We start from the raw sequence: 11,610 nt of genomic DNA on the forward strand, positions 1-11,610 counted from the left end.
AGGCCCACCCCTGGGGCAAGGGGGCTTCGCCCCTGGCCTGCGGCCACCCCAGGCCCGGGCCTGCCTCCGGACCAGCCTGCCATGACGCCTCAAGAGGCTTCCCCACACACCACGGGGCGGACCGGATGATGGGGCGGACCAGGTAGAGGGCCACCCGGGTAGTGGGCGGCCGGAGCAGCGGGTGGGCCGGAGTAGCGGGTGGGCCGGGCGGTGACGGGCCGTCGAGCGGCCCGGCCCGGGCGCCCGGGCCCCGGACGCACGAAGGCCCCGGCTCGGGGAGCCGGGGCCTTCGGAAGCGTTCGGGCGGGGCGGAGCCTCAGAGGCTGACGCCGTGCGAGCGCAGGTACGCGACCGGGTCGATGTCCGAGCCGTACTCGGGCGACGTACGGGCCTCGAAGTGCAGGTGCGGGCCGCTGGAGTTGCCGGTCGAGCCGGAGAGGCCGATCTGCTGGCCGGGGACGACCGTCTGGCCGACGTGGACCTGGATCGAGGAGAGGTGGCCGTACTGGGTGTACGTGCCGTCGTGCATCTTGATGACGATGTTGTTGCCGTACGCGCCGCCCCAGCCGGCCTCGACGACGACGCCGACGCCCACCGCGTGCACCGAGGTGCCGGAGGCGGCGTGGAAGTCGATGCCGGTGTGGTGGCCGGAGGACCACATGCCGCCACCGGACATGTACTGGGTGCTGACGTACGAGTGCGAGACGGGGGCGACGTACGTGTTCAGGCGCTTGCGCTCGGCCTCGCGGGCGGCGCGCTCCTTCGCCTCGCGCTCGGCCTTGGCGCGGGCCTCGGCCTTCGCCTTGGCCTCGGCGGCACGGGCCTGCGCGTCGGCCTCGGCCTTGGCCTTGGCGGCGGCGATCTCGGCGGCGGCCTGCTGGGCCTCGGCCTGGGCCTCGATCTGGCCGGAGACCTCGTCGGCGACGACGACGGCGTTCAGGCCGGTGTCCTCGGGGCCCTGGGAGTGGGTGTCCGTGGCCGCGAAGGCCGGACCGGCCAGCGAGCCGACGACGCCGGTGGTCGCGAGGGCGGCTATGCCGGCCACGTTCGCGCTCTTGCGGGTCATGCGGCTGGGACCGCGGTGCTTGCCGGTGCCACGACTGCCGAACGCCATGAAAAGGCTGTTCCTTTCCTTCCCTCTCGCCTACCGGGTTAGCTGACGGGTTCGGAGCAGGAAGGTCTCCTACGGGCCACCTCTGACGAGGCGGTCCGATTCACCCCAGGGGACGTGTGGGTCCCCGGCTCCCCAGGCTCGCGCCTGACGGGGACTCGGCGATCGCTGTCCGGTGCCGCGGTTTGCGGCGCTTGCAGCTGACGGACAGCGGGACTGACGCTAGGCGGATCTTCAGACAATCACCAAATGGTCACGGCCTTTTGTGGCCTACGCCACGGGGCATTACGTCCGCCACCCCATCAGAAACGGACAAGACGCAACAAGAAGGGCCCTGGCGGACGAACCGCCAGGGCCCTGCGAGGCCGGGCTTCCAACTCGCCCGGGTCGAGACGTCAGTTGGTGACCACCGTCACCTCGCCGATGCCCAACGCCCGCACCGGCTCGGCGATCTGGGACGCGTCGCCCACGAGCACGGTCACCAGGCGGTCCACCGGGAAGGCGCTCACGACGGCCGACGTGGCCTCCACGGTGCCGGTTTCGGCGAGCCGGGCGTACAACTGCGCCTGGAAGTCGTCCGGAAGCTCCTGCTCGACCTGGTCGGCCAGGGTCCCGGCCACGGCCGCCGCGGTCTCGAACTTCAACGGGGCCACGCCCACCAGGTTCTGCACGGCGACGTCGCGCTCGGCGTCGGTCAGACCGCCCTCGGCGAGGGTGCGCAGCACCTTCCAGAGGTCGTCCAGCGCCGGCCCGGTGTTCGGGGTGTCGACCGAGCCGCTGATGGCGAGCATCGCGGCGCCGGTGCCGGCGGCCGTGGACCGCAGCACCTGGCCGAAGGACCGCACGCCGTACGTGTAGCCCTTCTCCTCGCGCAGGACGCGGTCCAGCCGGGACGTCAGGGTGCCGCCGAGGCAGTACGTGCCGAGCACCTGGGCGGGCCAGACGCGGTCGTGCCGGTCGGGGCCGATCCGGCCGATCAGCAGCTGCGTCTGCACGGCACCGGGACGGTCGACGATGACGACCCGCCCGGTGTCGTCCGCGGTGATCGGGGTCATCGGGTGCGCCACGGCCGCGCTGCCGGTCCAGCCGCCCAGGGTGTCGGCCAGGACCGCGTCGAGGTCGGTGCCGGCCAGGTCGCCCACCACGACCACGGTGGCCGTGGAGGGGCGTACGTGGGCCTCGTAGAAGGCGCGTACGGCCGCGGAGTCGATCCGGGCCACGGTCTCCTCGGTGCCCTGGCGCGGGCGGGAGGCACGCAGGGAGGCCGGGAAGAGCTGCTTGGAGAGCTCCTTGGCGGCCCGGCGCTGCGGGTTGGCCTGCTCGTGCGGGATCTCGTCGAGCCGGTTGCGCACCAGGCGGTCCACCTCGCTGTCGGCGAAGGCGGGGGCGCGCAGGGCCTCGGCCAGCAGGCCGAGGGCCTTGCCCAGGCGGGAGACCGGCACCTCCAGCGACACGCGGACGGCCGGGTGGTCGGCGTGCGCGTCCAGAGTGGCGCCGCAGCGCTCCAGCTCGGCGGCGAACTCCTCGGCCGAGTGCTTGTCGGTGCCCTCCGACAGCGCCCGGGCCATGATCGTGGCCACGCCGTCCAGGCCCGCGGGCTCGGCCTCCAGCGGGGCGTCGAGGATGATCTCGACGGCCACCACCTGCTGGCCGGGGCGGTGGCAGCGCAGCACGGTCAGCCCGTTGTCCAGGGTGCCGCGCTCGGGGGCGGGGAACGCCCACGGTCGGGCCTCGCCCGGCCGGGGCTGCGGGTGGAAGGTCATCGCGGAGGCGACGTCGGCGCTCACTGGTCTGCCCCTTCGGCATCGTTCTCGGCACCGTCCGCGGCGACGGCACCGTCTTCATCGGCGGCCGCGGCGGTCAGCGGCTCGTACACGAGGACCGCGCGGTTGTCCGGGCGCAGCCGGGCGGCGGCCACGGCCTGCACCTCCTCCGGCGTGATGTCCAGGACGCGGCCGACGGCGGTCAGGGCGAGCTGCGGGTCGCCGAACAGGACGGCGTACCGGCACAGTTCGTCGGCGCGGCCGGCCACCGTGCCCAGCCGGTCCAGCCACTCGCGCTCCAGCTGGGCCTGGGCGCGCTCCATCTCCTCCGAGGTCGGGCCCTCGGCGGCGAAGCGGGCGAGCTCCTCGTCGACGGCGGCCTCGATGGCCGGCACCTCGACGCCGCCGGAGGTCTTCACGTCCAGCCAGCCGAGGGACGGCGCGCCGGCCAGCCGCAGCAGGCCGAAGCCCGCGGCGACCGCCGTCTGGTCGCGGCGGACCAGGCGGTTGTGCAGGCGGGAGGACTCGCCGCCGCCGAGGATGGTCAGGGCGAGGTCGGCCGCGTCGCACTCGCGACCACCGTCGTGCGGGAGGCGGTAGGCCGCCATCAGGGCGCGGGCCGGCACCTCCTCGGTGATCTCCACGCGCTGCTGGCCGCCCATGACGTCCGGCAGCGTGCCGTCGCGCGGCGGCTGCTTCCCGTCGTGCGCGGGGATGGTCCCGAAGTACTTCTCGATCCACGCGAGGGTCTGCTCGGGGTCGATGTCGCCGACGACCGACAGGACGGCGTTGTTCGGCGCGTAGTACGTGCGGAAGAACGCCCGGGCGTCCTCGAGGGAGGCGGCGTCCAGGTCGGCCATCGAGCCGATCGGGGTGTGGTGGTACGGGTGGCCCTCGGGGTAGGCCAGGGCCACGAGGCGCTCGAAGGCGGTTCCGTACGGGACGTTGTCGTAGCGCTGGCGGCGCTCGTTCTTCACGACGTCCCGCTGGTTCTCCATGGACTCGTCGTCCAGGGCTTCCAGCAGGGAGCCCATCCGGTCCGCCTCCAGCCAGAGGGCGAGCTCCAGCTGGTGGGTCGGCATGGTCTCGAAGTAGTTGGTGCGCTCGAAGCTGGTGGTGCCGTTGAGCGAGCCGCCGGCCCCCTGCACCAGTTCGAAGTGGCCGTTGCCCGGGACGTTCGCCGAGCCCTGGAACATCAGGTGCTCGAAGAGGTGAGCCAGGCCGGTACGCCCCTTGACCTCGTGGCGCGAACCGACGTCGTACCACAGGCAGACCGCGGCGACCGGGGTCAGGTGGTCCTCGGACAGCACCACGCGGAGGCCGTTGGCCAGCCGGTGCTCGGTCGCTGTCAGGCCGCCGGAAGCGGCCTGCGCGGTGGCCGTGTGACCCATGGGCATGTGATCCCTTCGATCGCAAGAGAGAGAGTCCTGCCACTGTATGCAAGCGCGGGACCGGGCGGAGAAGTTCCCGCCTGACCCGGGTCGGCGTCAGGGTTGTCAGTGCATCGGTCCACAATGGACGCCGTCAGACCCCCATCCCGGATCACGAGGAGCCGCAGCGCGATGGCCCGCCGCAGCACGAAGACCCCGCCGCCGGAGGATTTCGAGGAGAGGATCCTCGACATCGACGTCGTCGACGAAATGCAGGGCTCCTTCCTTGAGTACGCCTACTCGGTGATCTACTCGCGGGCCCTGCCGGACGCGCGCGACGGCCTGAAGCCGGTGCACCGCCGGATCGTCTACCAGATGAACGAGATGGGCCTGCGCCCCGACCGCGGGTACGTCAAGTGCGCCCGCGTCGTCGGCGAGGTCATGGGCAAGCTCCACCCGCACGGAGACGCGTCCATCTACGACGCCCTGGTCCGCATGGCCCAGCCCTTCTCGATGCGCCTGCCGCTGGTCGACGGCCACGGCAACTTCGGCTCGCTCGGCAACGACGACCCGCCGGCCGCGATGCGCTACACCGAGTGCCGCATGGCCGACGCCACGAGCCTGATGACCGAGTCGATCGACGAGGACACGGTCGACTTCACGCCGAACTACGACGGCCAGGAGCGCGAGCCCGTCGCGCTGCCGGCGGCGTACCCGAACCTGCTGGTCAACGGCGCCTCGGGAATCGCGGTGGGCATGGCCACCAACATGCCGCCGCACAACCTGGGCGAGGTCGTCGCGGCCGCCCGCCACCTGATCCGTTACCCGAACGCGGACCTGGAGGCGCTGATGCGCTTCGTCCCGGGTCCCGACCTGCCGACCGGCGGCCGCATCGTGGGCCTCCAGGGCATCAAGGACGCGTACGAGTCCGGCCGCGGCACCTTCAAGATCCGCGCCACGGTGACGGTCGAGGACGTCACGGCCCGCCGCAAGGGCCTGGTCGTCACGGAGCTGCCGTTCACGGTCGGCCCCGAGAAGGTCATCGCGAAGATCAAGGACCTGGTCGGCTCGAAGAAGCTGCAGGGCATCGCGGACGTCAAGGACCTCACCGACCGCGCGCACGGACTGCGCCTGGTCATCGAGATCAAGAACGGCTTCCACCCCGAGGCCGTCCTGGAGCAGCTGTACAAGCTCACGCCGATGGAGGAGTCCTTCGGCATCAACAACGTGGCGCTGGTCGACGGCCAGCCGCTCACGCTGGGCCTCAAGGAGCTGCTGGAGGTCTACCTCGACCACCGCTTCGACGTGGTCCGCCGGCGCAGCGAGTTCCGGCGCGGCAAGCGCCGCGACCGCCTGCACCTGGTCGAGGGCCTGCTGGTGGCCCTGATCGACATCGACGAGGTCATCCGGCTGATCCGCTCCAGCGAGAACTCCGCGCAGGCGAAGGAGCGCCTGATGGAGCGCTTCTCGCTGAGCGAGGTGCAGACGCAGTACATCCTCGACACCCCGCTGCGCCGGCTCACCAAGTTCGACCGCCTGGAGCTGGAGTCGGAGCGCGACCGGCTGAAGGCCGAGATCGAGGAGCTGACGAAGATCCTCGAGTCGGACGCGGAGCTGCGCAAGCTGGTCTCCGCCGAACTGGGCGCGGTGGCCAAGAAGTTCGGCACGGACCGGCGCACGGTCCTGCTGGAGTCGGCGGGCGCCCCCGTGTCGGCGGTCCCGCTCGAGGTCGCGGACGACCCGTGCCGGGTGCTGCTGTCCTCGACCGGCCTGCTGGCCCGTACGGTCACCGGGGACCCGCTGCCGGAGGGCGACGGGAAGCGCGCCAAGCACGACGCGATCGTCTCGTCGGTGCTGGCCACGGCCCGCGCCGAGGTCGGTGCCGTCACCTCGGCGGGCCGCCTCCTGCGCGTCTCGGTGATCGACCTGCCGCAGCTGCCGGACACGCACGCGGCACCGACCCTGGCCGGCGGCGCACCGCTGTCGGAGTTCCTCTCCCTCGAGGGGGACGAGCAGGTGGTGTGCCTGACGACGCTGGACGAGGCCTCGGCCGGCCTGGCGCTGGGCACCGAGCAGGGCGTGGTCAAGCGCGTCGTGCCGGACTACCCGGCGAACAAGGAGGAGCTGGAGGTCATCACCCTCAAGGAGGGCGACCGGATCGTGGGCGCGGTGGAGCTGCGCACCGGCGAGGAGGACCTGGTCTTCCTCACCGACGACGCACAGCTGCTGCGCTACCCGGCGGGGCAGGTCCGCCCGCAGGGCCGCCCGGCGGGCGGCATGGCCGGCATCAAGCTGGCCGACGGCGCCCGGGTGATCCACTTCTCGGCGGTGGACCCGGCGGCGGACGCGTACGTCTTCACGGTGGCCGGCTCGCAGGGCACGCTCGACGACTCGGGTTCGACGGCCAAGCTGACGCCGTTCGACCAGTACCCGCGCAAGGGCCGGGCCACCGGCGGCGTGCGCTGCCAGCGCTTCCTCAAGGGCGAGGACAAGCTGGTCTTCGCGTGGGCCGGTTCGGCCCCGCTCCGCGCCGCCTCCGCCAACGGCGGCCCGGTCGCCCTTCCGGACCCGGACCCGCGCCGCGACGGCTCGGGCACGCCCCTGGACAGCCCGGTCGCCGCGATCGCGGGCGCCCCGCTGTAACCCCGCCGCGCGCTCGCCCCGACGCCCCCGGCCACCCCGGCCGGGGGCGTCGGCGCACCCGGCGGACGGCCCGGCCGGGCACCCGGAGGGGATGCCCCGAATCGGGCCAACCCCGTCCGAGCCTCAACTAAAGTCGGGGAAGAACTGAATGCGGGGGGAAAGGCGCAGCGTATGAGCCGTCGGGGCAACGGGGTCTTCGCAACCTGGGCCGAGGCACAGCACCAACTCCATCAGGCCCAGTTGGTGCAGCAGCGCGAGGCGGAGCGGCGTCAGCGGGCCCACGAGCGGGACCTGGCCCGCAGCCGCCGGGAGCAGCAGGCGGCGCACCGGCAGTACCGCGAGGCCGAGGCGCGGCGCCGCACGGAGGAGCTCGACGCGAAGGTCGCCGCACTGGAGGGCCTGCTGGCCGCCGGATGCCGCGCGCCCGCGTTCCGGATGTCCGCCATGCGGCGGCCCGAGCAGGTGGAGCCCTTCGCGCCCGGCGCGCTGGCCCGACCGATACCGATGCCCGACCCGCAGGCCTTCCGGGCCCCGTCCGGCGGGTGGTCACCGGGCGGCGGGCGCCGGGCCCAGGAGGAGGCGCACGCCCGCTACACGCAGGCCTGGCACGCCGCGCAGGCCGCCGAGGCCGACCGGCAGCGCCGGCTGGCGGACTACCGCGCGCAGTACGACCAGTGGGCGGCGTCCCAGCTGGCCGAGATCAGGCGGCACAACGACGGCCTCGCCGAGACGGTGGCCGCCCTGCGCGCCGGCGACCCCGACGCGGTGGTGGAGTACTTCTCCGCGGCCCTGTACGCCTCCACGGCCTGGCCCGCCGAGCTGCCCCGGCGCCTCACGGCGGCCTACGACTGCGCCGCCCGCCAGCTCGTCGTCTCCTGGGAGCTGCCCCGTTACGACGTGGTGCCCGAGGCCAGGCTGGTCAAGTACCTGCCGTCGGTGGACCAGGAGAGGGAGACCGCCCGGCCGGTCACCCAGCGCCGGGCCCTGTACCGCGGCACGCTGGCGCAGTGCGTGCTGCTGGTGCCGCACGCGCTCTTCGCGGCGGACGAGTACGGCGTCCTGGACTCCGTGGTCGTCAACGGGTTCGTGGACGACCACGACCCGGTGACGGGACGGCGGTCGGAGGTGGTGGTGGCCACGGTCACGACCTCCCGGTCCACCTTCGCGGGCCTCCACCTGGCCCAGGTCAGTCCGGTGGACTGCCTGGTGGAGGGCCTGCGCGGGCAGCTGTCCACGAAGCCCGAGCAACTCGCCGCCGTACGTCCGGGCCGGACGCCGGAGGCGGTAGGCGCCGGAGTGGTCGCGCACGGCCCCGACAGCGGTGGCCCGGAACCCGACCTGCACGCGATGGATCCGATCGAGTTCGAGCACCTGGTGGCCGCCCTCTTCCGGGCCATGGGGATGGAGGCGGTGACCACCCAGCGGTCGAACGACGGCGGGGTCGACGTCGAGGCCGTCGACCCGGCCCCCATCCGCGGCGGCCGCATCGTCGTGCAGGTCAAGCGCTACCGGAACACGGTGAACCCCTCGGCGGTGCGCGACCTCTACGGCACGGTGCAGAGCTGCGGGGCGAACAAGGGCGTGCTGGTGACCACGTCCCGGTTCGGGCCGAGCTCCCACGCGTTCGCGGAGGGCAAGCCCCTGGAGCTGGTGTCCGGCGCGGATCTCGTCGAGCTCCTGCACCGCCACGGCCTGCGCGGCCGGCTGGGCGACCCGGCGGCCCCGCCGGCGGCCGCCGGAGCCCCGCCCACCCACAACATCCTGGCCATGAACTGGTCCGGGGCCGTCCGGCTCGACGTCTGCGCGCTCGTCTGCACCGGGAACCGGGCCCTCGGGGACGACTGGTTCGTCTTCTTCAACAACGACCGGACCCCCGACGGCTCCGTGCGCACGCGGACCGTCCCGGCGCCGGACAAGGCGGCCCTGGAAGTGGCCTTCGAGGCGCTGCCGAGCCGCGCCGACCGGGTCGTGCTCGTCGCCGCGGTGGATCCCGACGACCCCCGCTCCACCGACCTCGCCGGGTTCACGGACGCCCACATCCGGCTGCTGGACGCCGCGGGCGCGGAACAGGGCCGGCTGGACGTCTCCGACGGCCGCCCGGGCGAGACCGCCCTGGTGCTGGGCTCCTTCCGGCACCGCGGCCACGACGACTGGGACTTCGTCATCGGCGGCAAGGGCTACCGCGGCGGTCTGGCGGAGCTGCTGGCCGACTTCGGCATCGAGGCCGCATAGGGGGTGCCGAGGCCGCCTCGGGGGTGCCACGGTCGGGACGGGCCGGTCGCACGGGCTACTCCAGCTCGTCGGAGTCGTCCCGCCCGGCGCCGGCCGCGGCGGCCGCGGCGAGCTCGGGCACGTACCGCAGGACCCCCCACATGCTCTCCGGCCCCGCCTCCTGCGGGGCGGGCTCCCGGCAGGCCTCCAGAGCACGTGCGACGGCCTCTCCGTCCGTACCCGAGCCGATCAGGACGAGCCGGGTGACCCGGGGCTCGTCACGGCCCCAGGGATGCCGGGCGAACCGCAGGTAGCGCCCCACGGCGTGGATCTCGTACTTCTCCCGGTGCCCGGGTACGCCGAAGTAGACGAAGCCCTTGATGCGGTACAGCCCCGCCGGCCTGCCGTCGAGGAAGTCCATGAAGCGGCGCGGGCTGAGGGCCTGCTCCGAGACGAAGCCGACGCTGTCGTAGGCGGCGTGCAGGTGTCCCCCGTGCGCCCCGCCGCACGCGTCATGGTGCTCGGCCGCCTCGGCGAGCAGGTCCTCGAACGAGAGCTGGCCGCACGTCTCGCTCCACTCCACGCGGTCGAAGAGCAGCTCCGGATCGATCCGCCCGTGATCGGCCGCCACCACCGGCACCCCCGGGCACAGCCCGGCCAGCACGGCCTCGACGCGCGCCAGTTCCGCCTCCCCGACCCGGTCGGCCTTGTTGAGCACCACGAGGTCGGCCACGGCCAGGTGCCGGTCGGTCTCCGGGTGCCGGGCGCGGGTGGCGTCGAACTCGGCCGCGTCGACGACCTCGACCGTGCCGCCGTACCGGACCGCCGGGTTCTCGCTGGCCAGCAGCATGCGGACCAGCTCCTGCGGCTCCGCCAGCCCGCTCGCCTCGATCACGATGACGTCGATGCCGTGCTCGGGCCGGGACAGCTTCTCCAGGTACGCGTCGAGCTCGCTGCCGTCCACCGCACAGCACAGGCAGCCCCCGCCGAGGGAGACCATCGAGTCCCCCACCTGCCCGGCCACCGACATGCTGTCGATCTCGATCGAGCCGAAGTCGTTGACCACGACCGCGATCCTGGTGCCGCGGCTGCTCCGGAGCAGGTGGTTGAGGAGGGTGGTCTTACCGGACCCGAGGAAGCCGGTGAGGAGGACGACGGGAATGGGCTGGCTGCTGCTCACGCCGACCGATGGTAGTCAGCCCGCACCCCACCGTCCCGTCCCGGTGCCCGGCCCGGGCACGACTGGCGAAGGTCTCGAAGCCCCGCCGGCCGTCCCGTGGGGTGTGGGCCCCACCAAGCCAACACCCACCCCCCTCACCCCATCACCGGCACCACCTGCGGCGGAGTGGGCCCCGAGTACCGCGCCGCCGGCCGGATGATCTTCGAGTCCGCGGCCTGCTCCAGCACGTTCGCGCTCCACCCGACCACCCGAGCCACGCAGAACGTCGGCGTGAACATCTCCCGCGGCAGCCCGCACAGCTCCATGACCACGCCCGCGTAGAACTCCACGTTCGTGTGCAGCTCCCGCCCCGGCTTGAGTTCCGCCAGGATCGCCTCCACCCGCGCCTCCACCTCCACGGCGAAGTCGACGAGCGGTCCCCCGAACTCCCGGGCGATCCCCCGCAGCATCCGCGAGCGCGGGTCCTCCGTGCGGTAGACGGGATGGCCGAAGCCCATGATCCGGTCCCCCGCGAGCACGCGCTCCCGGATCCAGCCGTCGATGCGGTCGGTGCTCCCGATGGCGTCGAGCGTGTCCAGCGCACGGCTGGGCGCACCGCCGTGCAGCGGCCCGGAGAGCGCGCCGATCGCCCCGGTCAGGCAGGCGACGACGTCCGCGCCGGTGGAGGCGATGACCCGGCCGGTGAAGGTGGAGGCGTTGAAGCCGTGGTCGATGGTCGAGATCAGGTACCGCTCGACCGCCCGCACCTCGGCCGGCCCGGCCTCCTGCCCGGTCAACATGTACAGGTAGTTCGCCGCGTAGGGCAGGTCGTCGCGCGGCTCGACCGGTTCGAGGCCCTGCCCGAGCCGGTGCAGCGCCGTGAGCAGGGTGGGTACGGCGGCACACGCGGCCAGCGCGTCGGCCGCCCGGCGCTCGGGCCCGAGGTCGTACACGGGCCGGAAGCCGGCCGCCGCGCCCAGCAGCGACAGGGCGGTGCGCAGCCCGGCGAGCGGGCCGGAGAGCGCGGTGGCCCGGGCCAGGGCGGGCAGGGCGTCGCGGACCTCTGCGGGCAGGTGCCGGAGCGGGGCGATCTCTGCGGCGAACGCGGCGCTGCGCTCCCGGTCCGGGAGTGCGCCGCGGAACATCAGGTACCAGACGTCCTCGAACGAGCGCCGTTCGGCGAGCTCGACGGCGGAGTACTGGCGGTAGTGGTAGAAGCCCTCGCGGCCCCGGACGTCACCCAGGGCGGTGTCGGTCACGACGACGCCGGCGAGTCCGCGGGGCACCTCGACGCTCGTGGTGGTGGTTGCGGTGTTGTCCATGACTCGACCATCCATGCTTGACTGCATGCAT

At 73.2% G+C, this 11,610-nt stretch carries 7 protein-coding genes and 1 riboswitch; of the genes, 2 read left to right on the forward strand and 5 right to left on the reverse strand.

Features of this window, described 5'->3' with window-relative positions; all coding sequences use genetic code 11:
- Nucleotides 1–316 precede the first annotated feature (316 nt).
- The 3 genes from IF43_RS0124390 to IF43_RS0124400 form a co-directional block, all read right to left on the reverse strand.
- Nucleotides 317–1,114: a M23 family metallopeptidase gene (locus IF43_RS0124390; RefSeq protein WP_030204409.1), complete on the reverse strand. Its 798-nt coding sequence runs from the start codon at nt 1,112–1,114 to the stop codon at nt 317–319.
- Nucleotides 1,115–1,126: 12 nt separating this feature from the next.
- A riboswitch (cyclic di-AMP (ydaO/yuaA leader) is annotated at nt 1,127–1,285 on the reverse strand.
- Nucleotides 1,286–1,506: 221 nt separating this feature from the next.
- Nucleotides 1,507–2,874, reverse strand: coding sequence for a pitrilysin family protein (locus IF43_RS0124395; protein ID WP_030204416.1), 1,368 nt, complete (start codon nt 2,872–2,874; stop codon nt 1,507–1,509).
- 20 nt (nt 2,875–2,894) lie between these two features.
- The gene (locus IF43_RS0124400; RefSeq protein ID WP_030204417.1) at nt 2,895–4,265 is read right to left on the reverse strand and encodes a pitrilysin family protein; all 1,371 of its coding nucleotides are present in this window, start codon (nt 4,263–4,265) and stop codon (nt 2,895–2,897) included.
- Between the two features lie 171 nt (nt 4,266–4,436).
- Here IF43_RS0124400 and IF43_RS0124405 point away from each other — a divergent pair, with 171 nt between their 5' ends.
- A complete protein-coding gene (locus IF43_RS0124405) occupies nt 4,437–6,887 on the forward strand; it encodes a DNA topoisomerase (ATP-hydrolyzing) subunit A (RefSeq protein WP_030204418.1) in 2,451 nt (816 codons plus the stop codon).
- 171 nt (nt 6,888–7,058) lie between these two features.
- Nucleotides 7,059–9,119, forward strand: a complete 2,061-nt coding sequence (locus IF43_RS0124410; protein ID WP_030204423.1) for a restriction endonuclease — start codon at nt 7,059–7,061, stop codon at nt 9,117–9,119.
- Nucleotides 9,120–9,174: 55 nt separating this feature from the next.
- Here the strand turns inward: IF43_RS0124410 and IF43_RS0124415 are convergent, their stop codons facing one another.
- Both IF43_RS0124415 and IF43_RS0124420 read right to left on the reverse strand, forming a co-directional pair.
- Entirely contained in the window at nt 9,175–10,278 is a 1,104-nt protein-coding gene (locus IF43_RS0124415) for a GTP-binding protein (protein ID WP_051796007.1), read from the reverse strand.
- A 134-nt stretch (nt 10,279–10,412) separates the two neighbouring features.
- Nucleotides 10,413–11,579, reverse strand: a complete 1,167-nt coding sequence (locus tag IF43_RS0124420) for a citrate synthase/methylcitrate synthase (RefSeq protein ID WP_030204428.1) — start codon at nt 11,577–11,579, stop codon at nt 10,413–10,415.
- Nucleotides 11,580–11,610 lie beyond the last annotated feature (31 nt).

This window comes from Streptomyces sp. NRRL S-87, from assembly GCF_000719335.1.
Taxonomy (GTDB): Bacteria; Actinomycetota; Actinomycetes; order Streptomycetales; family Streptomycetaceae; genus Streptomyces.